The 25,922-nt window shown below is 43.6% G+C and carries 30 protein-coding genes; 22 read left to right on the forward strand and 8 right to left on the reverse strand.

From position 1 onward, the window contains the following. Positions 1-10 precede the first annotated feature (10 nt). Positions 11-877 (forward strand): class II fructose-bisphosphate aldolase, encoded by an 867-nt coding sequence (locus AB1K91_RS07715; protein WP_413089194.1) that lies wholly within the window; start codon positions 11-13, stop codon positions 875-877. 49 nt (positions 878-926) lie between these two features. Further along, positions 927-1,547 (forward strand): P-loop nucleotide/nucleoside kinase family protein, encoded by a 621-nt coding sequence (locus AB1K91_RS07720; protein ID WP_413089195.1) that lies wholly within the window; start codon positions 927-929, stop codon positions 1,545-1,547. Positions 1,548-1,698: 151 nt separating this feature from the next. Here AB1K91_RS07720 and AB1K91_RS07725 read toward each other — a convergent pair whose 3' ends face one another. Then, the gene (locus tag AB1K91_RS07725) at positions 1,699-2,166 is read right to left on the reverse strand and encodes an NUDIX hydrolase (RefSeq protein ID WP_413089196.1); all 468 of its coding nucleotides are present in this window, start codon (positions 2,164-2,166) and stop codon (positions 1,699-1,701) included. 195 nt (positions 2,167-2,361) lie between these two features. On the opposite strand from AB1K91_RS07725, the gene AB1K91_RS07730 reads away from it, so the two are divergent. The 8 genes from AB1K91_RS07730 (at position 2,362) to AB1K91_RS07765 (ending at position 8,934) form a co-directional block, all read left to right on the forward strand. Continuing rightward, complete coding sequence (locus AB1K91_RS07730; protein ID WP_413089197.1) at positions 2,362-3,618, forward strand: NAD(P)H-dependent oxidoreductase; 1,257 nt, start codon at positions 2,362-2,364, stop codon at positions 3,616-3,618. A 16-nt stretch (positions 3,619-3,634) separates the two neighbouring features. Then, positions 3,635-4,054 (forward strand): transcriptional regulator GutM, encoded by a 420-nt coding sequence (locus AB1K91_RS07735; protein WP_413089198.1) that lies wholly within the window; start codon positions 3,635-3,637, stop codon positions 4,052-4,054. 15 nt (positions 4,055-4,069) lie between these two features. Then, positions 4,070-4,585, forward strand: coding sequence for a PTS glucitol/sorbitol transporter subunit IIC (gene srlA / locus AB1K91_RS07740; protein WP_413089199.1), 516 nt, complete (start codon positions 4,070-4,072; stop codon positions 4,583-4,585). Positions 4,586-4,602: 17 nt separating this feature from the next. Further along, entirely contained in the window at positions 4,603-5,616 is a 1,014-nt protein-coding gene (gene srlE, locus AB1K91_RS07745; protein ID WP_413089200.1) for a PTS glucitol/sorbitol transporter subunit IIB, read from the forward strand. 12 nt (positions 5,617-5,628) lie between these two features. Continuing rightward, on the forward strand, positions 5,629-5,985 hold the full coding sequence (locus tag AB1K91_RS07750) for a PTS glucitol/sorbitol transporter subunit IIA (protein WP_413089202.1): 357 nt from the start codon (positions 5,629-5,631) through the stop codon (positions 5,983-5,985). A gap of 51 nt (positions 5,986-6,036) precedes the next feature. Next, positions 6,037-6,975 carry a sugar-binding transcriptional regulator gene (locus AB1K91_RS07755; RefSeq protein ID WP_413089203.1) on the forward strand — a complete coding sequence of 313 codons (939 nt, stop codon included), beginning with the start codon at positions 6,037-6,039 and terminating at the stop codon, positions 6,973-6,975. A gap of 203 nt (positions 6,976-7,178) precedes the next feature. Beyond that, entirely contained in the window at positions 7,179-7,760 is a 582-nt protein-coding gene (locus AB1K91_RS07760; RefSeq protein WP_413089204.1) for a TetR/AcrR family transcriptional regulator, read from the forward strand. A gap of 67 nt (positions 7,761-7,827) precedes the next feature. After that, on the forward strand, positions 7,828-8,934 hold the full coding sequence (locus AB1K91_RS07765; RefSeq protein WP_413089205.1) for a YhgE/Pip domain-containing protein: 1,107 nt from the start codon (positions 7,828-7,830) through the stop codon (positions 8,932-8,934). Positions 8,935-9,068: 134 nt separating this feature from the next. Here the strand turns inward: AB1K91_RS07765 and AB1K91_RS07770 are convergent, their stop codons facing one another. Continuing rightward, positions 9,069-9,665 carry a TetR/AcrR family transcriptional regulator gene (locus AB1K91_RS07770; protein WP_413089206.1) on the reverse strand — a complete coding sequence of 199 codons (597 nt, stop codon included), beginning with the start codon at positions 9,663-9,665 and terminating at the stop codon, positions 9,069-9,071. 139 nt (positions 9,666-9,804) lie between these two features. Here AB1K91_RS07770 and AB1K91_RS07775 point away from each other — a divergent pair, with 139 nt between their 5' ends. From AB1K91_RS07775 to yraA, 5 genes are all read left to right on the forward strand, one after another. Further along, positions 9,805-10,578 (forward strand): SDR family NAD(P)-dependent oxidoreductase, encoded by a 774-nt coding sequence (locus AB1K91_RS07775; RefSeq protein ID WP_413089207.1) that lies wholly within the window; start codon positions 9,805-9,807, stop codon positions 10,576-10,578. Positions 10,579-10,693: 115 nt separating this feature from the next. Continuing rightward, the gene (locus AB1K91_RS07780; RefSeq protein ID WP_413089208.1) at positions 10,694-12,331 is read left to right on the forward strand and encodes an ATP-binding protein; all 1,638 of its coding nucleotides are present in this window, start codon (positions 10,694-10,696) and stop codon (positions 12,329-12,331) included. Next, entirely contained in the window at positions 12,297-13,007 is a 711-nt protein-coding gene (locus AB1K91_RS07785) for a response regulator (RefSeq protein ID WP_413089209.1), read from the forward strand. Before AB1K91_RS07780 ends, AB1K91_RS07785 begins: the two co-directional genes overlap by 35 nt. Before the next feature lie 116 nt (positions 13,008-13,123). After that, positions 13,124-14,419, forward strand: a complete 1,296-nt coding sequence (locus AB1K91_RS07790) for a CitMHS family transporter (RefSeq protein ID WP_413089210.1) — start codon at positions 13,124-13,126, stop codon at positions 14,417-14,419. 78 nt (positions 14,420-14,497) lie between these two features. Beyond that, the gene (gene yraA, locus AB1K91_RS07795) at positions 14,498-15,007 is read left to right on the forward strand and encodes a cysteine protease YraA (RefSeq protein ID WP_413089211.1); all 510 of its coding nucleotides are present in this window, start codon (positions 14,498-14,500) and stop codon (positions 15,005-15,007) included. 37 nt (positions 15,008-15,044) lie between these two features. On the opposite strand, the gene AB1K91_RS07800 is transcribed toward yraA, so the two are convergent. Then, positions 15,045-15,683, reverse strand: a complete 639-nt coding sequence (locus AB1K91_RS07800) for an NAD(P)-dependent oxidoreductase (RefSeq protein WP_413089212.1) — start codon at positions 15,681-15,683, stop codon at positions 15,045-15,047. Between the two features lie 145 nt (positions 15,684-15,828). Between AB1K91_RS07800 and AB1K91_RS07805 the strand changes: the two genes are divergently transcribed. Then, positions 15,829-16,263, forward strand: a complete 435-nt coding sequence (locus AB1K91_RS07805; protein ID WP_413089213.1) for an Rrf2 family transcriptional regulator — start codon at positions 15,829-15,831, stop codon at positions 16,261-16,263. A 37-nt stretch (positions 16,264-16,300) separates the two neighbouring features. On the opposite strand, the gene hmpA is transcribed toward AB1K91_RS07805, so the two are convergent. Further along, positions 16,301-17,476, reverse strand: a complete 1,176-nt coding sequence (hmpA, locus tag AB1K91_RS07810; protein WP_413089214.1) for an NO-inducible flavohemoprotein — start codon at positions 17,474-17,476, stop codon at positions 16,301-16,303. A 159-nt stretch (positions 17,477-17,635) separates the two neighbouring features. On the opposite strand from hmpA, the gene AB1K91_RS07815 reads away from it, so the two are divergent. Then, positions 17,636-18,067: an RrF2 family transcriptional regulator gene (locus AB1K91_RS07815; protein WP_413089215.1), complete on the forward strand. Its 432-nt coding sequence runs from the start codon at positions 17,636-17,638 to the stop codon at positions 18,065-18,067. Positions 18,068-18,103: 36 nt separating this feature from the next. Here the strand turns inward: AB1K91_RS07815 and AB1K91_RS07820 are convergent, their stop codons facing one another. The 4 genes from AB1K91_RS07820 to AB1K91_RS07835 form a co-directional block, all read right to left on the reverse strand. Next, complete coding sequence (locus tag AB1K91_RS07820; RefSeq protein ID WP_413089308.1) at positions 18,104-18,820, reverse strand: MerR family transcriptional regulator; 717 nt, start codon at positions 18,818-18,820, stop codon at positions 18,104-18,106. After that, complete coding sequence (locus tag AB1K91_RS07825) at positions 18,820-19,284, reverse strand: hypothetical protein (protein WP_413089216.1); 465 nt, start codon at positions 19,282-19,284, stop codon at positions 18,820-18,822. The genes AB1K91_RS07820 and AB1K91_RS07825 overlap by 1 nt, the downstream gene beginning before the upstream one ends. After that, entirely contained in the window at positions 19,274-19,621 is a 348-nt protein-coding gene (locus tag AB1K91_RS07830) for a magnetosome magnetite crystal formation protein family (protein ID WP_413089217.1), read from the reverse strand. Before AB1K91_RS07830 ends, AB1K91_RS07825 begins: the two co-directional genes overlap by 11 nt. A 123-nt stretch (positions 19,622-19,744) precedes the next feature. Then, positions 19,745-20,377, reverse strand: coding sequence for a cupin domain-containing protein (locus AB1K91_RS07835; RefSeq protein ID WP_413089218.1), 633 nt, complete (start codon positions 20,375-20,377; stop codon positions 19,745-19,747). A gap of 192 nt (positions 20,378-20,569) precedes the next feature. Here AB1K91_RS07835 and AB1K91_RS07840 point away from each other — a divergent pair, with 192 nt between their 5' ends. The 5 genes from AB1K91_RS07840 (at position 20,570) to dltB (ending at position 25,907) form a co-directional block, all read left to right on the forward strand. Further along, a complete protein-coding gene (locus AB1K91_RS07840) occupies positions 20,570-22,315 on the forward strand; it encodes a HAMP domain-containing sensor histidine kinase (RefSeq protein WP_413089219.1) in 1,746 nt (581 codons plus the stop codon). An 82-nt stretch (positions 22,316-22,397) separates the two neighbouring features. After that, positions 22,398-23,069 carry a response regulator transcription factor gene (locus tag AB1K91_RS07845; protein WP_413089220.1) on the forward strand — a complete coding sequence of 224 codons (672 nt, stop codon included), beginning with the start codon at positions 22,398-22,400 and terminating at the stop codon, positions 23,067-23,069. Between the two features lie 14 nt (positions 23,070-23,083). Beyond that, positions 23,084-23,230 carry a teichoic acid D-Ala incorporation-associated protein DltX gene (locus AB1K91_RS07850; RefSeq protein ID WP_413089222.1) on the forward strand — a complete coding sequence of 49 codons (147 nt, stop codon included), beginning with the start codon at positions 23,084-23,086 and terminating at the stop codon, positions 23,228-23,230. A gap of 17 nt (positions 23,231-23,247) precedes the next feature. Beyond that, entirely contained in the window at positions 23,248-24,753 is a 1,506-nt protein-coding gene (gene dltA, locus AB1K91_RS07855; protein WP_413089223.1) for a D-alanine--poly(phosphoribitol) ligase subunit DltA, read from the forward strand. Beyond that, the gene (gene dltB, locus AB1K91_RS07860) at positions 24,750-25,907 is read left to right on the forward strand and encodes a D-alanyl-lipoteichoic acid biosynthesis protein DltB (protein ID WP_413089225.1); all 1,158 of its coding nucleotides are present in this window, start codon (positions 24,750-24,752) and stop codon (positions 25,905-25,907) included. The genes dltA and dltB overlap by 4 nt, the downstream gene beginning before the upstream one ends. The last annotated feature ends 15 nt before the right edge of the window (positions 25,908-25,922 follow it).

Consider the following 25,922-nt stretch of genomic DNA (forward strand, 5'->3'; position numbering starts at 1 on the left):
GGAGTTTAGCATGTATACTACATTAAAAGAAGTTACGAGCCGAGCGGAGGAACTAAACTACACAGTGGGGGCATTCAATGCACATAATTTAGAGATGCTGCCGGATATGATACGTGCGGCAAAGGAGCAAGGCTCACCGATAATCATTCAAACAAGTATAGATACAGCGAAATACATTGGCCACGAAAATTTCGTTGCAGTATGCAAGTCAATGGCGACAAAGGAAATGGTAGATGTGGTATTGCACTTAGACCACGCAAGGAATTTTGATGATATTAAAGAGGCTATCGATAAGGGATATACATCCGTTATGTTTGATGGCTCTCATTTACCGCTCAAAGAGAACATTATGAAAACGCGAGCAGTAGTTGAATACGCACATAAACATGGCGTTTCCGTTGAAGGAGAGCTTGGTACCATCGGCGGTACGGAAGAGGGAATCCACGTCGGAGAAGATGATAAGGTATATACGGATCCAAAAGACGCAGTGGAATTTGTCAGGGCGACTAAGGTTGACGCATTAGCCGTTGCCATTGGAACAAATCATGGCCAATATAAATCCAAGACAAACGTAAATTTGCCACTCCTGAAAGAAATAAATGCAGCAGTGGATGTACCATTGGTGATTCATGGCGGAACAGGTGTGAATGAACATGATATTCACGAATTAATCAATAATGGCATTCGAAAATTTAATGTAGGAACAGAGCTTCTGGTGGCATGGACTAGAAAAGCTAAAGAAACATTTGGAGAAACAAATGAGACAAAATCGCTGCGACATAATGTCATTCCCTGTAATCAGGCAGTCAAAGATATAGTCAAACATAAAATCAGTATTTTTATGAATGTGGAGGATCGTACGCTTGTCTTGAAATAAGTCAACAAGAAGCAGATCCCCAACCAGTGAAGAGATAGAAGGTGAATATATGGATAACGTCCTCGTATTACTAGCTGGCTTTCCGGGAACGGGTAAAACTTATTTATGCAACATGATCGATGAAAGTCTAGGGCCGTATGCATTAATCTCTCCAGATAAGTTAAAAGAATGCTATTTTGATATATATGGTTATCAAAACTTGAATGAAAAAAAGAGACTAGAAAACAGAGCGTGGAAGAAATACTACGAAGTGCTGGAATTTCAAATGCATGCAGGAAAGAATATTATATCTGACTACCCATTCAGCAATAAACAGTATCCTCATCTTCAGCGACTAACAAATAAGTATCAATATAAAGTCATTACTATACGTTTGATAGCTGATTTGAATGTATTATATGAACGCCAAAGAAAAAGAGATGTAGATGATTCAAGACACTTAAGTCACATTGTAACATCCTATCGCTTGGGTGATCGGCTGGAGAACAGAGTTGAAGCGGATAATTTACTCACTTATGAGGAATTTATTGTTCGCTGTACCACAAGAGGTTATGATGCATTTCAAATGGGAAGGCTGATCGAGGCAGATGTAACAGATTTCTCAAAGGTTAACTATTCGGAGCTTATTGATAATGTCGTGCAAATATCGGAAAGTCAGCGTATAAATTAGCTGATGTGATCCCCACCCGTGTATCCTAATTTGGTTACTCAGGTGGGTATTTTTTTATGGGTATAGCTACCAGTTCAATGTTTAAGTGATGGTCCTAATGTAGATGAAGATATCAAGCCATTTATAGAGTGAGAACGTATTATTTTAGCAGTCATCTAATAAATGCACTTTTACGGTCTTTTAAACTATCCTCTATCCTTACCCTTTGAGCAGGGTGGATGTCGTAATCATCCAGTTCATTGATTGGAACCCAAGCAATATGGAAAGTTTCATCACTTTTGCGCAGTTCTCCTGCGACAGCTTTTCCTGTGAAACAGATAGAGAACTGCTGTCTTACTTCGCCATCATCATAAGCGATGATATGGTTGGGATCACTATATACACCTGTTATGCGATCGATGTTGCATTCCAGTCCTGTCTCTTCTATCACTTCTCTTTTTATTGCCTCCAATATGGATTCTCCTATATCCATATTACCGCCAGGCAAGGACCATTTCCCATTATCGCTTCGCTGTTGAAGCAGGATATGCTGATTATTTTGTATTACTGCAGAAACAGCTGGTACGATTTTTTGGGCTTGAGGTGCATCTTTCACGTGATAATAATCAATTCTGTTCATATTTTATCCTCCTCTATTTTTTCAGAAAAATGTTTGACAACGCTTTCAATAGATAATACAATAACAAGCAAGAAGTAACAAATGATATTAATTGGAACATATGTTACGATATTCGAACTTATAATAAATAGTGTAACAGATGTTAATTCATTTTTTACTTAGATATGTAAACGCATTCAACAGGAGGAATAGAATATGTCCATTTATCGAGAACTACAAGAAAGAGACAAACAAATGCAGCCAATCAAAGTAGGTGTAATCGGAGCTGGACAAATGGGTTTCGGACTTATCTCTCAAATTTCGAGAATTCCTGGGATGGTTGTCGGTGGAATTTGTGATGTGAATATTTCCAATGCGGAGAAAGCTAGAGATTTCTATCGATCTCAGGAGAACAGAAAGGTAGAGACAGTGGTCTCTTCTGATTACAGGGCAGTCATCCAGTCCAATACGGTAGAGGTCGTGGTAGATGCTACAGGTGTACCGGAGGTCGGAGCTAATATTGCCTTGGAAGCACTTCGTTCCAGAAAGCACTTGGTTCTGTTGAACGTGGAAGTTGATATTACAATCGGTTCTTATATGCATAGCATGTTTGATAATGCTGGTCTGGTATATTCCGGTTCGGCTGGGGATGAACCTGCGGCAATAGTGGAATTATATGAATTCGCGAAAACGATGGGGCTTGAGGTTGTCGTAGCGGGTAAGGGGAAAAACAATGCGCTTAAGCCGACTGCAAACCCGGATACTTGCGCAGAAGAAGCAAAGCAGAAGAATATGAGTGCGCATATGCTGGCTGCATTCCAAGATGGAACAAAAACAATGGCTGAGATGAACTTGCTGAGCAATGCGATCGGCCTTGTGCCGGATAAAGTCGGCATGCACGGTGTGGATGCCGGTCTTGATGATGTAGCGAAGAAATTGGATTTGAAAGAAAATGGCGGGGTGCTGGATTCCCTTGGAGTTGTCGAATATGTAAACGGTTTAGCGCCAGGCGTATTCGTAATCGTGAAGAGTGAATTGGAGCCAGTGGATGAGGAATTGCGCTACCTGCTGAAAGTGGATGCCAATCATGGCCCGCATTACACGCTATATCGTCCTTATCACCTTGCAAGTCTTGAGACACCGATCACCATCGCCAAAGCAGTGCTGCATCACGATACTTCCATTCATCCGCTTGGTGCACCGGTTTCTGAAACCGTGGCTGTAGCAAAACGTACGATCCAGCCAGGTGAGCGACTTGACGGTATTGGCGGCTATAGTGTCCGGGGTATGCTGGAAACACATCAAGACATGAAGGTAAATGGCCATATTCCAATCGGGCTGATCAGCGGGAATGTAGTTGCCAAGCGTACCATCGAAGAAGGCCAGTTCCTGACCATGGACGATGTAGAACTGGATACATCCACTACTGTCTGGAAGCTTCGCGCGCTTCAAGATCACTTATTCGCTCAATGATAGGGAGGATGACAAGATGAAGCTAGTATTGGTTGCCTGCTGTTTGCTGATCATCCAATCTGCTTTGACTGCAATACAAGTTCACTATTATCAAAAATCAATGAAAAAATTAGTAGGTAAATACAAAGGAGAAAAGGGCTTTCACCTTTTCTCCGGACAATCCCGCCGCCGTATCGGTCCAGGATCGATTGTTCTGCTCGTTGTGGATGAATCCTATATGATTCAAGAATGTCAGGTGATGCGAGGCATCAGCATTCTTTCGACATTCAAAGAGATGAAGGAACATGAAGGCAAGCATCTGGGTGAACTGTTGGACGAACTGCATAGTCCAGTGAAAAAAAGGAAGCTGCCGGCACTGCAAACAGCTTTGCAGACTGCTGGTGAACAAGCTTTGATGTCCATCTCGAAGACGAAAAGAATGGCATCTATCTCATAACAGGGAGTGAAAGACATGGAATGGATTCAGTGGTTCGGTGAGCATTTCATCGGTATGTTCAATGCTGGAGGCGAGCAATTCATGAGCCTCATCACCGGTATAGTGCCGACGCTGGTAGTATTGCTGACCTTTACTTATGCACTAATCAAATTCATTGGTGAGGATCGCGTGACAAAGGCGATTCGTTTCACCTCCAAATATGCTTTGCTGCGTTATACAGTCATGCCGATATTATCCATTTTGCTGCTTACAAATCCAATGGCATATACATTCGGCCGCTTTGTCGAAGAGCGTCAGAAACCTGCCTTCTTCGATTCACTCGTTTCATTTTTGCATCCGGTGACGGCATTGTTTCCGTATGCAAATGCCGGAGAGCTATTTGTCTACTTGGGTATTGCCAACGGCTTGACACAAGCTGGCTACTCAACATCCGAACTGGCAATTCGTTTCTTCTTGGTCGGTATTGTCGTCATGCTGATCAGAGGATTGCTGACGGAACAAATCACTAAATTCCTGATGAGAAGAATGTAATACGGGAGGGGAGCAGCATGGGATATAAAGCGGTATTTGTCAGCAAAGGATCCGGCGGATGGGGAACTGGTCTCCGGATTGAACCAAAAGGCAAGAAAACGAAAGTAGTCTCGATTACAGGAGGGGGCATTCACCCTGTAGCGGAACGTATAGCTGAATTGACTGGGGCCCAAGCAGTGGATGGCTTCAAGAACTCGGTACCAGAGGACGAGATGATGTGTGTGGTCATCGATTGCGGCGGCACAGCCAGAATCGGGCTTTATCCGATGAAACGCATTCCGACTGTTGATATTCTTGGTTCCTCACCATCAGGCCCGTTAGCGAAACATATCAAAGAAGATATCTTCGTATCGGGTGTTACACCAAAAGAAGTAGACCTTGCAGAAGATGAAGGGAAAAAGCAGGCTTCGGCCGCTGCGGAAGAAGAAGTAAGATTCAATACTGCTGATAAGAAAGAGTTCAAGGAAGAGTATGAGAAAGTGAAGGAAGAGCATCGTTCCACTAATGATAACTGGCTGATGCGCTTTTCCAAGGGCATTGGGAAAGTGACAGGGGTCTTCTACCAAGCGGGGCGGGATTCCATCGAAATGCTGCTTAAAAATATCATTCCATTCATGGCGTTTGTGAGCATGCTGATCGGAATCATCAATTACACGGGAATCGGGGACTTGATTGCCAACACGATGTCACCGCTTGCCAGTTCGATTTGGGGACTTATCGTCATCGTCATTATCTGTACGCTGCCGTTCTTGTCACCTGTGCTTGGACCAGGTGCTGTCATTGCCCAGGTAATAGGGGTATTGATCGGAAGCCAGATTGCACTGGGCAATATTCCGCCGCAATTTGCATTGCCGGCTTTGTTCGCAATAAACGGGCAAGTCGGGGCAGATTTCGTACCAGTTGGATTGTCTTTAGGTGAAGCGAAGCCAGAAACAGTCCAGTATGGTGTTCCAGCAGTCTTGTACAGCAGGTTGATCACCGGAGTCCTGGCAGTTGTCATTGCTTACTTTGCCAGCTTTGGCATGTATTAAGGAGGAGAAACTATGTATCAAACAATTGTGAAAGAAATCGGACCGATGGCGCAAGCTTTTGAAGCAGATAAAATCGTTATTCTATTTGGGATGGAAGCTCCCGCTGAATTGAAGGAAATCTCATTTCTGCATCAAGTCGAACAAGGAGCAGAAGGCAATGCAATCAAAGAAGGCGGTGCCTTGATCATAGATGGACAAGAGTTCCAGATCGACAAGGTAGGTTCGGCTGCGAATGAAAATCTACAGACATTGGGACATATCTCGATTTATTTCACGGAACCAGAAGGAGAAGTGCTGCCGGGGGCTGTATTTGCAAGTCCGCATACGTTCCCTATCATTCAGGAAGGTAGCAAAATTACATTTAAATAGTACAATGGTAGATGGCATATTTTATGCTAAACCACAGAATAGGGTGGTAGGATGGCACTTTTGGGAGATAGAAGACTTTTGGTGAAAGTCGCCCACATGTACTATGAAGAAGGCGCTACACAATCGGAAATCGCAAAGGCAATCGGAGTCAGCAGATCGCTTATTTCCAAGTACTTGACGAAAGCCAGGGAAGCAGGAGTTGTGGAGATCATCATTCATGAGCAAGATGATCACCCGTATACAGGGCTCGAGTCGAAAGTGGAAAAACGTTATGGATTGCGAGAAGTCATTTGTGTAGAAGCGAATGAGATGGATGATTCCAAAACCCGATTGGGAGCAGCAGCCAGTAATTATCTACTCCGCATGATTCGAAATGGACAGACAATCGGAATCAGCTCCGGTACAACATTGTACGAAGTTGCCACAGCAATGGCATCCAGTCAGTATTTTCCCGAACTTCAATTCATTCCTCTTGTAGGGGGGATGGGAGATGAACGGGTCGATATCCACGCGAATCAAATCGTAGCAAAACTAGCTGAAGTGCTGAAGGCAAAGTGTAAACTGCTACACGCACCAGTATTGGTTGATTCCAAGGAAGCAAGAGAGATTATTGTCAATCAATCGTCTATTAAAAGTATCTTTGAAGCAGGAGCAAGAGCTGATATCGCAATGGTTGGAATCGGCGGAACACCTGAGCATTCGACGATGGTGAAATCTTATTTACAACAAACGAATGGCGTCATCGAGTACGAAAATGTCGTAGGCGATATATGTTACAATTTCATCACAGAAGATGGCCGCGCTGCAGATAATGATTGGAATGACAGAGTGATTTCGATGGATTTGGAGCGTGTGAAGCAAATCCCTCTTGTCATCGGTGTGGCAAGCGGCCGGGAGAAAATCAAAGCAATCAAAGCTGCTTTGACTGCGAATTTGATCCATGTTCTCATTACCGATGATGTGACAGCTCGTATGCTCTTAGAAGCTTGAAAGCTTTAAATTCTAAGAAGTGTGATATAACCTAAATCAAATAAACTGCATGGAATCCAATTTGAAAATCTTGATTTTATGCAGTTTATTTGTCATTAGTGGAATCAAGAATAAATAATATTACCGATTATTTATTTTTCCTTGCATTTATTTCGCGGAACACATATAATGCAAGTACTTACTTACATTTGAGGGATGAAGAAATGGGCAAGAATGCAACAAAACATAAGATCATTGAAGCAACGACAGCATTATTCGCTTCCAAAGGATTTGCTGGTACGACAACAAAGGAGATTGCTAAAGTAGCAGGTGTCAATGAGGTGACGCTATTCCGTCATTTTGGCAGTAAGCATGGTATTTTTGAGCAAATTATAGAATCCCTGACTTTTGATACTGTGTTCGATGAAGCGTTCTATCAGCATATAAAGTGGGATTTGGAGCAGGATATAAGACTTTTCGGTCAAGCTTTCCAGGACAAAATGCTAGAGTACCATTCCTTGATTTTTATAGCTATGAGAGAAGCAGACTTGAATCCGGAGGTGAAGGAACTTATTTCAGCTTTCCCGAAATCAGTAAAACAAGTTATGCTGGAATATCTGAGGGAGATGCATGAAAAAGAAAAAATAATGTCAACTAATCTGGAGATTCAGGCAATGAATTTTGTTTGGATGCATTTTGGCTATTTTCTTTCAAGAGTTCGTTTCGAAGGAAAATTGATTTCTGGTAGTCATGATGATTTTTTGGATGAGAGTACCAGACTATTTGCTAGGGGATTAAAGGCCTAGCATTTCTTTTTTCTCTATAATGCAAGTAAGTACATGCATGCATAAATTAAATGAGGTGACATTGATTATGAAAGGGTATCTGAAAGAAAAAACAACATGGATCGGGATTGCAACAGCATTAGCATTCTTGATGATTTTCCTATGTGTCTGGCTTACAGCCTATCACGATGTTGAAGATAGAATAGGGAATTTAAGGATAGGGATTGTTGTGCAGGATGAGCAGTTCGAAACAGGCCTTGTAGAGAAGTTAAAAGAAGCGATTCCATTCAGGGTGGAGCAACTGTCAGAAGTAGATGAAGCAACAAAGGAGTTAGAGGATCATAACCTTGACATGGTCATGATCATACCGAGGCATTTTATACAGGATAGTATGGCTGAGGGTGCTGAAGTAAGATATATCATCAATCAAGCTGCACCATCTATGACCAAACAAGCAATGGAAAGTGCCGCCAATAATATAACGGATAAGATGGATGAACAACTGCTCTCACAAAGGAATGCCAGCTTGAATCCTGATGAGGTAGAAACATTAAGTAAGAAAAGTGATTCAATACATGCAGTACAACCCGATATTGAGAAAATACATGAAACGAAAGCTTTTGCTGCTTCAATGATTCCGTTGCTCATAACTTTGGCATCCTTTGTCGGTTCCATGCTTTTAAGCTTGAACCTATATAGTTCTGCGTCAAAACTAAGAGGACATTATCCTGCGTGGCGGGTTTTCTTGTCTCGCTTTATTCTGCAAGCATTGCTATCGATTGTTTTTGCAGTCGTCACTATATGCTCGATAAGTGGTTTCGGGTTCGTAATCCATGGTAGTTTGTTTCTTGCGATAATTTTTCAAGGGCTTGTTTACTTTACATTCATGAATATTTCAATGATGTTTCTAGTGCTATTCGGACCAGCTGGGATGATTTTTAACATTCTTGTATTGTCCGTACAGCTTGTGACAGCTGGTATAATTGTTCCTCGCGAGTTATTGTCCGATTTTTATAAGGAGTTAGGTAGTTATCTACCAGCAACATATGGAACGGAAGGATATTTTTCAATTATTTATGGAGGACTTGGTCTTCAGCGAGAAATCAATATGTTATTGCTTATACTATCTGTGACACTGTTGATAATGATTTTAAAGCTAGCCGTAGAAATCATGAGGAAACCTAAGAAGGCTTGAATCAATAACCACCATTTGTTTCCTAGGCAGCTTTCCCCGCCTCCTGGAATTAAGTGTGACTTGTGCCGCATGGTGAGCGGGGAAGTAGCATACTAAAAACTTAAGTTGCCACTTGGTACACTAGAGTTGTTTATTCAGTGTCTGATCATGACACTCTCTGTATGAAAGCGAAAAATATGCAGCAGTTGTTCGGCCATGAATGAAGCAGGTTTATCGAATCCTTTTTGGATCCATTCAACGATCAATCCTATCATGCCGTGGATACGGTACGTACAAAACAATTCCAGATCTATTTCTGCATCGATTTGACGGAAATAGAATGCATAATCTGTCCGGAAAAGGTGATGGAGCTGATTCGTCATTTTTTCTTTGAAAAAATTATCAGAAGTGCTGCCGAGCATTAGCTGGTAGAATGCTTTATTCTCCAGAAAATGATCGAATAGAACAATGGATGCAGGCGGGAGGCTCCGTAAGTCGACCATCCCCAATTGCTCATATGGCTTTCGGAAAGCGGAAGTCATCTCATCCAGCATATCTTCGGATAATTCATCGAGGAGATCTTCTTTCTTTTCATAATGTGTATAAAATGTACCGCGGCTGACACCGGCAGCTGCTGTTATTTCAGAGATATGGATTTTGTGGAGTGGCTTCTTAGCCATCAGAATCAGCAAAGCTTCTTTTAACGATTGCTGGGATCTTTCAACGCGTTTGTCTGGATAGGTGATGCTCACGAGCTTCTCCTCACTTTTTTTTGAACAGATGGGTGTTTTCTGTTCAGGATAATTTGCTAACTCTATTATCGCATATTTACCGTCAGATCGAATTCTTCTAAGCTAAAACTGTAAACGTAGAATTATGAAGGGGGAAGAAATGATGACATTTCCAGTTTTAGAAGGTAAAGTAGCTATCGTGACTGGTGCAGCAATGGGGATGGGCCTGGCAACTGCGAAACTATTCGCTGAAGCGAAAGCGAAAGTTGTTGTAGCAGATTTCAATGAAGAAAAAGGAAAAGCAGCAGTGGAAGAGATCGGAGCAGCTGGCGGTACAGCTTACTTCGTGAAAGTCGACGTATCCGATTCTGCACAAGTAAAACATATGGTGGAAGAGACAGTATCTAAGTTCGGACGACTGGATGTTGCGGTCAACAACGCAGCTCTCACACCAGATAACGCACCAGCGGCAGAATTCGATGAAGCATACTGGGATAGATTGATTGCAGTCGATTTGACTGGTACAGCTCTTTGTATGAAATATGAATTGCAACAAATGATCAAGCAAGGTGAAGGCGGCAGTATCGTTAACATCTCCTCTGTGAGCGGCTTTCGTCCGCAGCCGAATAACATCGCATATGTTGCGGCTAAGCATGGCGTTGTTGGTATGACGAAAGTTGCTGCGCTTGAAAATGGCCCGATGAATATCCGGGTGAACACAGTTGCTCCCGGAGCAATCGATACACCGATGCTCAGAGGATCCCTTGAAGAAACAGGGCAGACAGAAGAGGAATTTGCACCGAAGCTGAGCCTTCTTGGCAGATTCGGTCAGCCTGAAGAAATCGCACAAGCAAGCCTTTGGCTGGCCTCCGATCAGTCATCTTATGTGACTGGTACGACGATTCATGCTGATGCGGGTTATACAAGCAGATAATAAAGTTAGCTGAAGCATCCACTTTTGTGTGGATGCTTTTTTTAGTGTCCTGTCTTCTTCCTTTAGGTTATAAATAGTAAAATAATAGAGTAGGTGAATAGAGGGGACGACTTATATGAGGAAATTGCTGAGGTTTCGTTTTGGCTTGCTCGGTCAAATTGTCCTGCTGGTGACAATTTTACTTTTAGTGAGTCTATTATTTGTAAGCGCTCTATTCGTGAGGAAGGTTGACGAAATAGTCGAGGAGGATGCCGGCAGTACGGCAATGGCTGTCGCAAAACTGGCTGCCAAGGATGAAACGATCCTCGAGCACCTGGAAGAGAGGGACAATGACGATATCATCCAGGAGGAATCGTTGAAGATTCAACATAACAGCGGAGCGGACTATGTTGTCATCGCCGATACGGAAGGAATCCGGATTTCGCATCCAGAACCGGAGAGGATCGGAAAACCGACCAAGACGAGCAATGAACCTGTATTGGAAGAAGGACAGGAAGTCATTTATGAAGGATACGGCATTTCCGGTTATGCCATAAAAGCGAAAACACCGATTAAGAACGAAGCCGGAGATATCATCGGGGTAGCATCCGTCGGCTTCCTGAAGCAAAACTTAAATGATCAGATAGTTTCCTACTTACAGGAAGTGATCGTCTGGTTCCTGCTCATTTTCGCTTTAGGGCTTGTTGGTGCCTATCTTGTAGCGAAGCGGGTGAAAAAGCTGATATTTGGGTTGGAACCTGAGGAGATATCCTTTTTATTCAAGGAAAAAGAAACGACACTGGCATCAATCAAAGATGCTACCATCGCCATCGATCGCAAAGGCCATATTACGTCGATCAATCGAAGGGCCAAGGAGATATTCAAACGAAAGTCAGTACTGGAGGATGCAATCGATCAGACGAATCTGCAATCACTTTATCAAACAGTTTTGGAAGATGGTCAGGGCAGATATAATAAATATACATTCGTAGCAGGTGATATATATATTGTGGATGCATCCCCGATAAAAGAAGCGGAGGAAACATTGGGAGTCGTGTTTACTTTGCGTCCTGAAACCGAAGTGATAGACGTCTCAGATACAATTGCGAAAATGAAGCAGCAAGCTGATCAAATGCGCGCTTCCAACCATGAGTTCCTGAACAAGCTGAATACATTATACGGTTTGATTCGACTTCAGGAATATGACAAGGCACTTGTCCTCATATCAGAAGAAGTGGAAGAGCAGCAGAGTGTCGTCAATTTGCTGATGACAAACATTAAAGAACCGTTGATTGCTGCCTGTCTGTTAGGAAAGTTCAATCGTGCCAAAGAATTGAAGGTATCCTTGATAATCGATGAAAACAGCAGTCTGAATATTGATCTGCGACCGGAAGCTACAGAGAAAATTGTGACGATTGTCGGCAATATCCTGGAGAATGCCCTGGAGGCCGCTTCAAAGTATCAGGGTACCGAAGGGAAAGTCTTTGTATCTTTTACGGATTTAGGAGGAGAAGTCATCTTCGATATGGAGGATAATGGCAAGCAGCTGTCTGACAAGGAAAAGCAAGCAGTTTTGATTGATGGATATTCAACCAAGAAGGAAACCAGCGAAGAACATGGTATCGGATTGACCATTGTGCAAGCGGCCCTTAAGAAACTGGATGGAGATTTGTATTATGGAGACAGCGAAGCAGGAGGAACACTTGCGACGATTGTTCTGCCGAAAGGAAGTGTGGAAAATGAATCGGATGAACGTCCTGATAGTGGAAGATAATGTGGAGGCATCGATTATATTTGAGAATTACCTCAATCAGATGGAAGGGTACCGACTGACTGGGGTTGCAGAAAACGGGGAACAGGCGAAGAGTCTGATTAAGGCACTGCAACCTGATTTAGTACTGCTTGACGTTTATCTGCCTGATATGAATGGTATCGAAATCCTTTGGTATATTCGCCAGTACCACCGCAGAGCGGACGTGATTCTGCTTACGGCAGCGAATGATACGAATACCGTTGGGGAAGCAATGCGGGGAGGAGTGTATAGTTATTTGATCAAACCGGTAGATGGTGATAGATTCCACCGGGTCCTGTTGGAATATGCAACCTACAAAAAAGAGCTGCTGACTGGCAATGAAGTCGGCCAGCAGCAAGTGGACTCGTTTTTTCACCCTAACTTACATACAACAGAAACAGCAGATAATGAGCTGCACCCAAAAGGGGTGGATCGACACACCTTGGAGTTGGTTCGGCGGATTATGAAGGAGCAGCGCTGCAGTGAAAAGGCAGAGGAAGTTGCTGCTAAAGTAGGTGTAAGCCATTCCACGGTCCGGCGCTATCTGGAATATATGGTGTCGAAAAAGGAAGTGGAGGTGGAAATCAGCTATGGAACGGTTGGAAGGCCTGTGCGCAAATATAAGTACACAGTCGCTAATTCTTCCTGGAATCCGTGAAAAAAATGAAAAAAATACACTTAATGTAAGTAAACTGTGCATTTTGTGAACGGAATGTTACACTTCCTTCAAATGAAAGCGCTAACAAAGGGCGCTGTTTGAAGGAGGACTTTCTTTTGTTATCTTTGTTGGGATTCTCCATGGTTGCCGTATTCATGTATTTAATCATGTCCAAGAAGCTATCGCCGCTTGTGGCGTTGACGCTGATTCCTATTTTGTTCGGTATCATCGGAGGCTTCACTACTTCGCTGGGACCGATGATGCTGGAAGGTGTTGAGGGTATCGCAGCCACCGCAATCATGATTTTGTTCGCAATTCTTTACTTCGGAGTCATGATTGATGCGGGCTTGTTTGATCCACTGATCAATTTCATTTTAAAGGTAGTAAAAGGTGATCCGATGAAAATCGTTGTCGGTACATCCATTTTATCCATGATGGTCGCCCTCGATGGAGACGGTACAACGACGTATATGATCACTGTTTCAGCCCTGCTGCCGCTTTATAAACGGCTGGGCATGAATCGTTTGATCCTGGCGACCGTTGCCATGCTTTCCATGGGTGTGATGAACATTACACCTTGGGGAGGAGCTTCTGCTATGGCGATGGCGGCATTGAATCTGGAAGCATCGGAGCTCTTCATTCCAATCATTCCGGTTATGGGAATAGGTCTGGTTTATACAATTACAGTGGCATTCATCCTAGGTAAGAAAGAAAGAAAACGTCTTGGAGTCGTGCAGCTTGATGATCAAACAGAGCGGGAAATCAGTGCAGCTGAAGATGTGCCTGCGTATCGGCGTCCGAAGCTTGTTTGGGTGAACCTCTTGCTTACGATAGCATTGCTCGCCTGCCTTATCCTTGACTTCATCTCGTTGACCATTTTATTCATGGTTGCTTTCGCTGTAGCGCTCATGATCAACTATCCGCGAATGGCAGATCAGCAGGAGCGAATGGCAGCACACGCTAGAAATGGTTTAGCTGTCACAACCATCGTTATAGCCGCAGGTATTTTTACTGGAATCATGTCCGGCACTGAAATGATCGATGCGATGGCGAATACACTTGTATCCATCATCCCAGAATCCATGTCTCCTTACCTGGCTGTCATTGTTGCCATCATCAGTGCACCGTTTACTTTCTTTATGTCCAATAATGCATTTTATCTGGGCGTGCTGCCGATTCTGGCCGAAGCCGCCCAGGCATACGGTGTCAGCAAAGTGGAAATCGGGCGGGCAGCATTGCTTGGACAGCCAGTGCACGTGTTAAGTCCGCTCGTGGCCGCAGCCCATCTTTTGATCGGGATGGTAGGTATCCAATTCGGGGAATTGCAGCGCTATGCCATGATTTGGGCATTCGGTTCGACGATTGTGATGACGATTGCGGCGCTGCTCTTCGGAGTTATCAGTATCGGATAATATAATGAGCACGATAGTTGAATAATGTTAAATTCATCTGGTAGTCTTGAATCAGAGACGAAAGAGGAGGGACTATATATGAGCAAAAAAATCGCAGTTTTAGTTACAGATGAATTTGAAGATATCGAATATACAAGTCCGGTAAAAGCATACGAAGAAGCTGGCCACAGTGTCGTTAACGTAGAGCTTGAAGCTGGTAAGGAAGTTACTGGTAAGCATGGTGAGAAAGTGACAATCGACAAAGCACTTTCCGATGTGGATGCAAGTGAATACGATGCACTATTGATTCCTGGAGGCTTCTCTCCTGACTTGCTGCGTGCGGATGATCGCCCTGGTGAATTCGCGAAAGCTTTCGTGGAAAATGAAAAACCTGTATTCGCCATCTGCCATGGTCCGCAAGTATTGATCGATACGGACTTGCTGAAAGGCAAGGATATTACGGGCTATCGCAGTGTCCGCAAAGACTTGATCAATGCTGGTGCAAACTACAAAGATGAAGAAGTAGTCGTCAGCCACAACATCGTGACAAGCAGAACACCTGATGATTTGGAAGCATTCAACCGCGAGTCATTGAATCTGTTGAAATAAGAGAAAAGCGCTGGATCAAAAGGTCCAGCGCTTTTCTTTATTTTTCACCGACGACGGAGAAGCGTTCATTCGTATGGGCAGGTTTTTCGATTTCGTCCAGTACAGCTATCGCATAGTCGGCGTAGCTGATGTAGCTTTCACCTTGCTTATTGAGGATCATGGTATCTCCGCCTGTCTGATAGCTGCCAGTCCGTTTTCCATCAGCGTCGAAGACACCCGCAGGACTGATGAATGTCCATTGAATTCCTTCACTGTTTTCAAGTTCCTTCAGATTTTCTCCCATATTGGTTGCTGTCGGTAAAAAGGCATCCGGGAAGTCAGGAGTTTCGAATACGCGCGTTGTCTTCTGTTCATCTACGAAGAGACTCCCAGCTCCGCCGACAACGACAAGGCGAGTGGAAGGCGCATCTTTCAATGCTTGAATCAAAATGCGCCCAGCTTCGATGTGCTGTTCTTCCTCACCGGCTGGAGCGTTAAAAGCATTGACGATTGCGTCAAAGTCTTGGATATCCTCGGATTTGATGTCAAAGATGTCCTTTTGGATCACTTGGATATTGCCTTGCTCCACTTTCGCAGGATTGCGGACAATCGCTGTCACCTCGTGGCCGCGACTTGCCGCTTCTGCTGTAATGAGACTGCCTGCTTTACCTGTTGCGGCAATAATACCGATTTTCATAGTCATCCTCCTTTATTCCTGTAACTGAATAATTTACATGTAATATATTAAGTTACAGGATGGATTCTGTCAATACATTCCTTTTACCCGATTGTTTTTACGTTATACTATAGATAGGAATTCATTAGAAAGTGAGCTGGAAGTTATGTCGATAAGCAGCCGTTTTGCGGTTGGTATTCATATACTGACACTTTTGGAAGTGAACAAGGAGGAAGTGAATTCGTCTGAATTCATCGCTGCCAGTGTCAATACAAACCCCGTGGTAATCAGAAAGATCATGGGGATGTTGAAGAAAGCGGGATTGGTAAAAGTAAGACCCGGGGTGGCAGGAGCGGAACTGGCACACAAGCTGGATGAAATTACGCTGCTTGATGTCTATAAAGCCGTGGATGCAGTTCCGGAAAATGAATTATTCAGTGTCCATGGCAGTCCAAATCCGCAATGTTCCGTTGGCCGGAATATTCAATCAGCGGTACTTCCGATTTTTGCAGGAGCACAGTCGGCCATGGAAAAAGCATTGGCTCATGTAACAATCCAAGATATTGTGCAAAGTATCGAAGAACAAGAAAACAAGAATTAACAAAAAGCGCACTGCTTGGGCAGTGCGCTTGGTTGTATTATTCAGCTTTTGAAAGATCAGCAGCAGGACCGAAGAATTCAAAGTGAATTTGTTCTTTGCTGAAGCCAGTGTGATATAGAGTCGAAATGACGAATTCCATGAACCCTGCCGGACCACAAACATATACATCGCTATTAGAGTTCACATTCTCCTTAAGTACAGTTTCATCAATTCGGTTACCATCATAATAAGTTTGATATGTTAAATTAGGCATTCTTTCCTGGAAGCTTTGAATCTGCTCAGTGAAGGCAGCGTAAGCAGGAGTGCGTGCTGCTTGAAGGAAGACGACTTCCCGGTTTGGATCCTTTTCTGCCAATGTTTCCAGCATACTCATGATTGGTGTGATACCTACACCACCAGCTATGAACGTGATGGCATTATGGGGATTTCCTTCGAGCGTGAAATCACCAGCCGGTGCACTTACCTCTAGTTTGTCTCCTTCTTTCACTTGTTCATGTAAGTATACAGAGACTTTTCCATCCGGATCATTATCATTTTCTTTTTTTACCGAAATACGGAACATATCCGGTGACGGTGTTTTAGACAGGCTATACTGACGGATCATCATATATTTTTCGCCAGGAATGGATACTCTGACAGAAATATACTGACCTGGTTTGAAATCAGGTACATGCCCCCCATCAGCGGGCTTCAAGTAGAAGGAAGTGATCACATCACTTTCCGGTACTTTATTTGCGACAATAAAGTCCTTGAAGAATGCCCAGCCACCTTCTTTCTTCGCATTTTCTTCATACATATTCGCTTCTACACCGATGAAAGCGTCTGCGATGACACCATATGCTTCTTCCCATGCTTTCAGAATCTCTGGTGTTGCTGCATCTCCCAGAACCATCTTGATTGCTTTGAGCAAGTATTCGCCTACGACTGGATAATGCTCTGGTTTCACACCCAGGCTGACATGCTTGTGTGCAATCTGTACGACAGTCGGCAAGATGGCCTCCAGCTTATCTATATGTACTGCGGCCGCATAGACAGCATTGGCAAGTGCAGTCTGCTGTTTACCTCTTGCTTGATTGGCATGGTTGAAAATATTCAAAAGCTCAGGATGAGCCTTGAACAATTCCTCATAAAAGACAGTGGTGATTTGAGTCCCATGTTCTTCCAAAACTGGTACAGTGCTTTTAATAACGTTAATGGTTTCTTGTGATAGCATTCTGGATACCTTCTTTCTTTGATCTATCTCTATCATAGAACTAACGATGGATAAAAGATATATTTTAAATACCACTTTAACAAAAGTGTCACATTCTCTATTTGCCCAATCATTTAGTGAGTTATGCTATAATCCTTTGGAAGAGGAGGATGTAAACCAATGCGATTGACGATGTATACTGATTTTTCCCTGCGAATCCTTCTTTATCTGGGGACAAAAGAAAAAGACAAACTGTCGACGATCCAGGAAATCGCGACAGCTTATCATATATCCAAAAACCATCTGATGAAAGTAGCACATGAACTGCGCCAGGCTGGCTACATAGAAGCTGTCAGGGGCAGATCAGGCGGCATCAGGCTGGCGCTTGATCCGGAGGACATCAATATCGGGAACGTCGTCCGACGGATGGAGGATGATTTTCATCTGGTAGAGTGCTTCAACCGGGAAAATAATACTTGTCCGATTGCTTCCGTCTGTGGATTGAAAGGAGTACTGGGAAAAGCGCTGCATGCGTATTTGCAGGTGCTGGATGCATACACCCTGCAGGATTTGTTGGGGAATCAAGCAGATTTAAGGATGCTGCTTCGTTAAATAGGAAAGCTGCCAAGTTTTTGGCAGCTTTTTTGATTAGTTTTTGTTCTCTTTATGGATCTTTATGGCTTCTTTAAGATATAGCTGATCTTTCTCGGAAAAAGGAGCGATGATCGGTGGTGCAGTTTGCGGCAGTGCAATGGTCGTTCTATCTCCGGCAGTCCGATCCATCAAAGTCAACAGCTGATTGACAAGTTGCTGTACTTCTGGTGCCCTTGGAGAGATATTCATCCGAATCACTCGTTTCAGATTGGATAAGAGGATGCTCCATTCTTTTTCCAAAGTTTCATCGCTGTCTGATCCGGTGTGAATCTGCAATGCTTGCTGCCATTCCTTGATGGATTCTTTGGCAGTTATGTAATGAAGCATGGAACAAAAAATATCTATATCAATTTCATGATCTGCTTCCGTAATGCGTAGCATATGGTCGACATCGGCTATCATATCCTCGATGGTCTGTTTTTTGGCAGTCAGCATTTTACGTTGGAATTGTAACGATCGATGAACTTCATGTCCCATCAAGTGGCCGGATGCCAGAATGTCTTTGATTTCTTTTAAAGAGAGTCCAATGCCCTTCATGGATTGAATGGCATATAGTCGATTCAAATCTGTATCGGAATATAAGCGATGACCGCCTTCTGTATGGGCTGTTGGCTTTAAGAGATCGATTTGATCATAATAGCGAAGTGTGCGGATACTGACTTGTCCTTTGGTTACCATTTCACCGATTGTATATGTTGCTCCATCTGTCATCAAAAACTGCCCTCCTTGAAAAATGAGATGCCGTGCTGAACTAGCAAGCCGGTACCAATACCCCAAATACCGATGCTCACAAGCTGCCAAAAGTAAATGCTCCGTATACTTGCTCCTAGAAATACAGCAGCAGCCGCGCTGATATGATTTGCGCCTAATATAGGTCCCATCAAAGCTAAGACGGGTACCCCGTAACGTCTGCCGAGAACTTTTGCCTTATTCATTCTAATGGATGAATAGTTGTCCTTTTTAGTACTTTCCATCCATTTTACAGCAAGAATCACCGATAGGAAATTAGCGGTGAGACCGATCAGGCAGCAGACTGGAAACGGCAGACCTAGCATGATCCCTAAAGGGACTGTTATATGGGCTTCCACGAAAGGCACAGCACTTAGTAGAATCAACGATAAATAAAGGAAGACCAGCGGGAGTGAAGATAAGTAATCGAGTACATCAGAGAACATATGACGTATCTCCTTTGACTTTGAAAAATCGAATCACAGGATAGGAGAAAGGTCTATCAATCAGTGTACAATACGCAGCCCACATGATGAGTATGGTCTCCAATCCGATTAACAGCATGGATGCCACGCCAGCGGGCGGGTAGTTTATGGAAGTGATCCGGAGTAAAAGAAAGACTGGGAAAAAGGTGAAATGCAAGTTCAACCCTTCCTTTGCATGCTGACTGAAATAGCTGCTTCGTTTTCGGACAAAGAGCAACACAATAAGTGGCAGGAAGAAAGTTAGGATTAAGGATAACAGATGCATCATACTTGCAGGAATTTTTTGTTTCAATGGCATATCAGGTCCTCCTAATGGTTGTGATAAATACACCATAAGGGGTGACGCGACTGGAGGTTCAAGTAGTATTTTTATATTAATTTCAAATAAGAACAGCCTCTCCTGTCGAAAGAGAGGCTGTTCTTATTTGAACCGATAGTATAGATACCCATCTGTAAAGTGATCTGATGAATTCGAGTTTTCCTGATCGGGATTTTCTCCCGCCAGGCTTTGGCTGCATTCATCCGGCGGTCCGATGATGATAGTCTGATTGTTAAGCGGGCGCAGTGCATCCTGCAGCTTTGCTTTATCCAGGCAATATGTTTTGGCCAGCACTTCTGCCGGTGTCTTTGCCAAAATATCGGACCCGAAAATATATTCTGGATACGGTGCATCGAAAATGGCGAGCAGATGAGTTTGATCCTCCCTAGCCGTTTCCCAATGCCACCATCCTTGGGGGATATTTGCAACTTGGCCACGTGAGATATGGATGTTCTCAACTTTATTCGTAAACGGATTGATCAAGGAAACACTTGCAGAGCCGCTGATGCAATAGACAAGTTCCGCTGCATTCTGGTGATAATGCGGTTCGACTGTCTTGTCCTTACTCAAATGGATATCAAGAAGCGACACATTACCAAGTGTATTCAACACATCCCGGCCGAGCCGGTTGATATAATTACGGCTATTCCGCGTGAATAAACGGTTTTTATTCAAATCGCTGAAATACTGGACATCTCCTTTTGTATAGTCCATGTACGCATTGTCTCTCCCCATACATTCCCCTCTTTTCGGTTAAAATGACTCGAAGATAGCTTATGCTGAAAATGGAATTTTTGATTTTACAGAAAAGGTTCCTTTCTTATATAAAAGGATGTACGCTGATGAAGGCTGTGTGCAGACACACAGAAAACATATTCTTCGTTTACAGTATGACTTAAATAGCTGTATGACATAAAGGAGTTCAACATGAAAAAACGAGGCATTACATTAAAGCTGTTTACTGTGACAGCTTTGATTTTTGTGGCATTTTACGCGATGATCATGACTTTTCAGCTTGTGTTTTTTGATAGCTTCTACCAGCATTATAAAACGAAAGAAGCTGCAAAGCACTTGTCTTCATTAGCTCACGCATATGAAGACAATCCTTGGAGCGCGGAGCAGTTGACAAAGCAGACGCTTTCTTACATGAAGGAGACAAAAAGTCCCTTGACGATTGTCGATGCAGAAGGATATCAGCTGGTGCAAGATCCGTTACATATCATGCTCGAAACAGATGATGGACAGGTTCTTGAAGTGGCTCTTTCCTTAATGGTTACTGATTATGGGGACGAATTGAATGCATTGGACATCCAAAAAGGAGATGCATTGGTTATCAATGGGGAGCACGATTTGTCGGTTTCTTCTGTCATATATCCTTCTGTCATAACCAAAGGAGAGGACAGTGTCGGCGACCACCTGGAAGAGAATGAAGTGACATTCGAAGGGAAAGTAAAGAGTGTCTCGCTGCCCAAGGCTGGTATGTCGAATAGAGGCTTGGGCCTCCTTTATGATGCACTGCTTGAGTGGTTCCCTCTAGATGAAGGCCTGCTCAAGAAGCTCCAAAATGGTGAGAGCTTGCAGCTGGACTGGATGGAGTCATGGAGCGGAAAGCATAATCTTGTACTGATTGAGCCAGTAAAAAAAGACGGAGAAATGCAATTCATGTTCTCGGTGACATCCTTACAGGAAACCAAAGATACAAATGAAGCACTGCGCATATTTTATCTATACATGGGCATCGCTGGCTTCGTCCTTATTCTGTTGCTTTCCTTGATTTATTCCCGTCTTGTGAGCAGTCCGTTGATCAAGCTGAATGAGATGGCGAAAAAAATGGTACATCTGGATTTCACATCGGTGAAGCCGATCAAGCAAAATGATGAACTTGGAAGCCTCTCCAATAACATGCTCATCATGGCCCAGAACTTGGACCACGCATTGGAGGACTTGAAGCAAGCCAATGGCAAGCTGAAACTGGATATGGAGAAACGAAAGCAAATGGAGAAAGCCCAACGGGAGTTTTTTGAAAATGCTTCCCATGAGCTTAAGACTCCGCTCAGCATTATCAAGAGTTTTGCCGAAGGTTTGCAAGATGGCATCAGTCCTGATAAACAGGATCACTATATGGAGGTCATCATCGAGGAATCTGACAAGATGGAAGTCCTGATCGGGGATATGCTTGATTTGGCAAAACTTGAAAATGGTGCTATCAAACTGAGGAAATCATCGTTCTTGCTTAGCGAAATGGCAGAGGATTTATCGGATAAACTGTTCTGCATGGCAAAAGAGAAGCATGTTTCGATTGAAGTGATGCCAAGGAACGAGCTGCCGATTGTGGCAGATTATGAATGGATGGAGCGAGTGATTCGAAATCTGCTAGTCAATGCTGTCCGTCACAGCGACCCAGAATCTGTGATTAGCATCCGTATCGAAACGGATTCGGAAGAGGGATGCAGCATATTCATGGTCGAGAACAAAGGGCCGCGTATACCGGAAGAGCAACTTGCCAATGTCTGGTCCCGTTTCTATCGAACCGAATCTTCCCGAAGCAGAATGACCGGTGGTACAGGTCTTGGGCTGGCAATCGTACAGCAAATTCTGGAACTGCACGGATTCAGTTATGGCGTGGAAAATATGGCGGAAGGTGTACGTTTCTTCGCTCGTTTCGATAAATGATAGGGAAAATTACTTATTTGGACACATGAAGGACATATGGAATTGTTAATTTATGTGTATAAGGTGGAAGGAAGGATTCGTGATGGGGAAAAAAGTGCTGCTTGTCGAGGATGAATTACGCATCCGGGAAGTAGTGGCGGATTATTTCAAAAAGGACGGCTGGGAAGTACATGAAACGGATAATGGCAGCAGTGCTATTGCCTGGTTTGATACCGTTTATCCTGATCTGGTCATTCTGGATATCATGATGCCGCAGATGGATGGATTTGCTGTCACCAAGCAGGTGCGCAGCAAATCCGGCGTTCCGATCATCCTGTTGACCGCCAAATCCAGTGATGATGATAAAATTCATGGATTTGAGCTTGGAGCCGACGATTATGTAACCAAACCATTCAGTCCGAAAGTTCTGGTTGCAAGGGCCAACTCATTGATGAAACGCGCTACAGAACAGTACTTGCCAGACGGTCATATGATCCGTTTCGGTCACGCTGTAGTCAATACAAAATCTCGTAATCTGGAACTGGAAAATCAGCAAGTCGAATTGACACCGAAGGAATATGACCTTTTGCTGCTGCTGCTCCAGCATAAAAATAACGTTCTTTCACGTGAAACAATTTTGAATCATGTGTGGGGAATGGACTTTGAAGGCGATAATCGGGTCGTGGATACGCATATCAAGAAGCTGCGGGCCAAACTTGGCTGTGAATCACATCATATCAGGACCGTCATTGGTACTGGGTATAAATTCGAATAGAAAGCAGTGGGAAAATGAATAAGATTAAGCAGCTGTATGCTCATACAGGTGTTCGCTTTGTCGCGCATACCTGTTTCTATTTGGCAATCCTGATCACCTTGTTTATGCTGTATGGCTTCCATACAGCGAATACAGGTAATTACATATATAACGATTTCTAATTGGAGAAGATAAAACGATGAAACTACTAACAACCATTGCACAGCACGCGGCAGTGATTCCTGAGAAGATAGCATTCCGCAATGGAAATGAAAAAATCAGCTACGGGATGCTCTGGGATAAATCCAGCAGATTGGCAGGCCTGATCCGCAGCAGCTGTCAGCTACAACGTCAGACGCCGATTGTTGTGTACGGTCACATGGGGACGGATATGCCGGTCTCATTCCTTGCCTGCGTAAAAGCTGGCTATCCATACATACCGGTCGATACATCCATTCCGATGGAACGGGTGCGTCTTATAGTGGAAAAATCAGGGGCCGGCTTGGTCATTGATACAACGAATACGGTACTGGAATTAGACAATGTTGCAGTCTTACATACAACTGCTTTACAGCTTGAGCAGGAAGAACCGATAGGACAAGATTTGTGGGTTGATGAAGATGAAGTATTCTACATCATTTATACGTCTGGAAGCACCGGGAATCCGAAAGGTGTACAGGTAACGGCGGAAAATCTGCAATCATTTACCGATTGGATGACTGGGGACTTTCCATTGGGACAGGGTAAAGTATTCATGAATCAGGCGCCTTTTTCATTCGATTTGTCCGTAATGGATTTTTATCCGGCATTACAAAGTGGCGGTACTGTCCATGCTTTGGATAAGGAAGTGATCAATAAGCCGAAGCTGCTTTTTGAGAACCTGGTCCATTCTGACATACAGGTTTGGACCTCGACACCATCTTTTGTTCAGATGTGTTTTCCGAATCCAGATTTCAATGAGGCAATGCTTCCAGAGCTTGAAACTTTTCTTTTCTGTGGTGAAGTGCTGCCACTGGCGGTGGCCAGAGAGTTGAAGGAGCGATTCCCGAAAGCAAGTATTTTCAATACATATGGACCAACAGAAGCAACAGTTGCAGTTACCAGCATGGAAGTTACTGAGGAATTGCTGATAAAGGATGAGGCATTGCCGGTTGGATACCCAAAGCCGGATATGCGTATCTTTGTTGTGGATGAAACGGGTACCCCGCTGTCAGATGGCGAAAAAGGTGAGCTTATCATTGCGGGGCCTAGTGTGACAAAAGGGTATTTGGGAGAGGCGCTTTTAACAGAAAAGGCATATGGCATCATGGAAGGCGTGCAGGCTTACCGGACTGGCGATGCCGGTGTGATAAAAGATGGTTTGGTGTACTGTCAAGGGAGATTGGATTATCAAATCAAACTTCATGGTTACCGGATGGAGCTAGAGGACATTGAATTCCATCTCAATCAATCCGAGTATATCGAGTCTGCCATCATCATTCCCTTCGCACCGAATGAGGAAATCGAATATTTGATTGCAGCGGTCGTACCTAAAGAACATGACTTTGATAAAGAGTATCAGCTGACGGCAGCTATTCGTAAGGATCTCGCTTTGCGTCTGCCAGCATATATGATTCCGCGTAAGTTCACCTATCATGAAGCTATTCCGATGACGATGAATGGCAAAGCGGATCGGAAGAAAATGAAAGAAGAGGTATTCGCATGACCCCGTATAGTTCGTTCCTTTTCTTCATTATCCTGGGCATCCTGCTGCTGCCAACGATGATTCTCGGTATGATGGGCAAACCTTTGCGTTATTATAATGTGTTTGTCTCCATCGTCGTATTGGCAATGATCTTTTCTGGCGGAGATGAAGGGTTTTATTCACTCGTCATCTTTACCATCCTGCAGCTTGTGCTCATCAAAGGTTACATAAGCTATCGGCAAACGAAAAATAGCAGTCTTGTATTCTATTTGATGAGTCTGCTATCGATTTTGCCTTTGATCTTATCGAAGATCCTGCCGTTTTTGGCAGTGGATAACTGGGCAAGCTTCCTTGGAATCTCTTATCTGACATTCCGTGCTGTTCAAATCATCATCGAAACAAGGGATGGTTTGATCAAACAGCAGCTGTCGATTTATCAGCTGGTCAATTTCATGCTGTTCTACCCGACGATTTCATCCGGCCCGATTGATCGGTTCCGCCGCTTTCAAAAGGATGAAGAGAAAAGATGGACACCAGATGAATATAAGGAACTGCTTTATAAAGGAATCAATAAGATATTCCTAGGTTTCCTGTACAAGTTCATCATCGGCTACGCCATCAATTCTTATTTCATCATGAACCTTGATTATATCGCGGATGGACGGGTCAGCTATCATTTGCTGTATATGTACAGCTACAGTTTGTATCTATTCTTCGACTTTGCCGGATATACATTGTTTGCCGTCGGGGTGAGCTATATCATGGGCATAAGATCGCCAGAAAACTTCAACAAGCCGTTTATCAGCAGGAATATTAAAGATTTCTGGAATCGCTGGCATATGTCGCTGTCATTCTGGTTCCGTGATTATGTATTCATGCGTTTCGTCTTCCTGATGAAGAAGAAAAAGTGGATACAGAACAAAATGCTTGTTTCGAATCTGGGTTATATCCTGCTATTCCTATTAATGGGAGTATGGCATGGATTAGCAATCCAATATATCATCTACGGTGCTTATCATGCACTGATGATGACAGCCTTCAATTTCTTTGAGAATTGGAACAAAAAACATAAACGCTGGCCGACAGGAAAATTCATGACGGTTGTATCGATCGTCATCACTTTCCACGTCGTCTGTTTCGGATTCTATCTGTTTTCCGGAAGACCATTTCAATAAAAGGGGATTATATTA

Origin of the sequence: Terribacillus jepli (genome assembly GCF_047228925.1) — a bacterium.
Lineage (GTDB): Bacteria > Bacillota > Bacilli > Bacillales > Amphibacillaceae > Terribacillus.

What these genes read in the sequence shown, in the direction of transcription:
- AB1K91_RS07750 (WP_413089202.1), top strand. Translation starts at nt 5,629, where the DNA reads ATGTATCAAACAATTGTGAAAGAAATCGGACCGATGGCGCAAGCTTTT.
- AB1K91_RS07835 (WP_413089218.1), bottom strand. Translation starts at nt 20,377, where the DNA reads ATGGGGAGAGACAATGCGTACATGGACTATACAAAAGGAGATGTCCAG.
- AB1K91_RS07755 (WP_413089203.1), top strand. Translation starts at nt 6,037, where the DNA reads ATGGCACTTTTGGGAGATAGAAGACTTTTGGTGAAAGTCGCCCACATG.
- AB1K91_RS07820 (WP_413089308.1), bottom strand. Translation starts at nt 18,820, where the DNA reads ATGACAGATGGAGCAACATATACAATCGGTGAAATGGTAACCAAAGGA.
- AB1K91_RS07780 (WP_413089208.1), top strand. Translation starts at nt 10,694, where the DNA reads ATGAGGAAATTGCTGAGGTTTCGTTTTGGCTTGCTCGGTCAAATTGTC.
- AB1K91_RS07845 (WP_413089220.1), top strand. Translation starts at nt 22,398, where the DNA reads ATGGGGAAAAAAGTGCTGCTTGTCGAGGATGAATTACGCATCCGGGAA.
- AB1K91_RS07785 (WP_413089209.1), top strand. Translation starts at nt 12,297, where the DNA reads ATGAATCGGATGAACGTCCTGATAGTGGAAGATAATGTGGAGGCATCG.
- hmpA (WP_413089214.1), bottom strand. Translation starts at nt 17,476, where the DNA reads ATGCTATCACAAGAAACCATTAACGTTATTAAAAGCACTGTACCAGTT.
- AB1K91_RS07735 (WP_413089198.1), top strand. Translation starts at nt 3,635, where the DNA reads ATGAAGCTAGTATTGGTTGCCTGCTGTTTGCTGATCATCCAATCTGCT.
- AB1K91_RS07800 (WP_413089212.1), bottom strand. Translation starts at nt 15,683, where the DNA reads ATGAAAATCGGTATTATTGCCGCAACAGGTAAAGCAGGCAGTCTCATT.
- AB1K91_RS07825 (WP_413089216.1), bottom strand. Translation starts at nt 19,284, where the DNA reads ATGTTCTCTGATGTACTCGATTACTTATCTTCACTCCCGCTGGTCTTC.
- srlE (WP_413089200.1), top strand. Translation starts at nt 4,603, where the DNA reads ATGGGATATAAAGCGGTATTTGTCAGCAAAGGATCCGGCGGATGGGGA.
- yraA (WP_413089211.1), top strand. Translation starts at nt 14,498, where the DNA reads ATGAGCAAAAAAATCGCAGTTTTAGTTACAGATGAATTTGAAGATATC.
- AB1K91_RS07775 (WP_413089207.1), top strand. Translation starts at nt 9,805, where the DNA reads ATGATGACATTTCCAGTTTTAGAAGGTAAAGTAGCTATCGTGACTGGT.
- srlA (WP_413089199.1), top strand. Translation starts at nt 4,070, where the DNA reads ATGGAATGGATTCAGTGGTTCGGTGAGCATTTCATCGGTATGTTCAAT.
- AB1K91_RS07715 (WP_413089194.1), top strand. Translation starts at nt 11, where the DNA reads ATGTATACTACATTAAAAGAAGTTACGAGCCGAGCGGAGGAACTAAAC.
- AB1K91_RS07815 (WP_413089215.1), top strand. Translation starts at nt 17,636, where the DNA reads ATGCGATTGACGATGTATACTGATTTTTCCCTGCGAATCCTTCTTTAT.
- AB1K91_RS07840 (WP_413089219.1), top strand. Translation starts at nt 20,570, where the DNA reads ATGAAAAAACGAGGCATTACATTAAAGCTGTTTACTGTGACAGCTTTG.
- AB1K91_RS07720 (WP_413089195.1), top strand. Translation starts at nt 927, where the DNA reads ATGGATAACGTCCTCGTATTACTAGCTGGCTTTCCGGGAACGGGTAAA.
- AB1K91_RS07830 (WP_413089217.1), bottom strand. Translation starts at nt 19,621, where the DNA reads ATGCCATTGAAACAAAAAATTCCTGCAAGTATGATGCATCTGTTATCC.
- AB1K91_RS07760 (WP_413089204.1), top strand. Translation starts at nt 7,179, where the DNA reads ATGGGCAAGAATGCAACAAAACATAAGATCATTGAAGCAACGACAGCA.
- AB1K91_RS07725 (WP_413089196.1), bottom strand. Translation starts at nt 2,166, where the DNA reads ATGAACAGAATTGATTATTATCACGTGAAAGATGCACCTCAAGCCCAA.
- dltA (WP_413089223.1), top strand. Translation starts at nt 23,248, where the DNA reads ATGAAACTACTAACAACCATTGCACAGCACGCGGCAGTGATTCCTGAG.
- AB1K91_RS07765 (WP_413089205.1), top strand. Translation starts at nt 7,828, where the DNA reads ATGAAAGGGTATCTGAAAGAAAAAACAACATGGATCGGGATTGCAACA.
- AB1K91_RS07850 (WP_413089222.1), top strand. Translation starts at nt 23,084, where the DNA reads ATGAATAAGATTAAGCAGCTGTATGCTCATACAGGTGTTCGCTTTGTC.
- AB1K91_RS07730 (WP_413089197.1), top strand. Translation starts at nt 2,362, where the DNA reads ATGTCCATTTATCGAGAACTACAAGAAAGAGACAAACAAATGCAGCCA.
- dltB (WP_413089225.1), top strand. Translation starts at nt 24,750, where the DNA reads ATGACCCCGTATAGTTCGTTCCTTTTCTTCATTATCCTGGGCATCCTG.
- AB1K91_RS07805 (WP_413089213.1), top strand. Translation starts at nt 15,829, where the DNA reads ATGTCGATAAGCAGCCGTTTTGCGGTTGGTATTCATATACTGACACTT.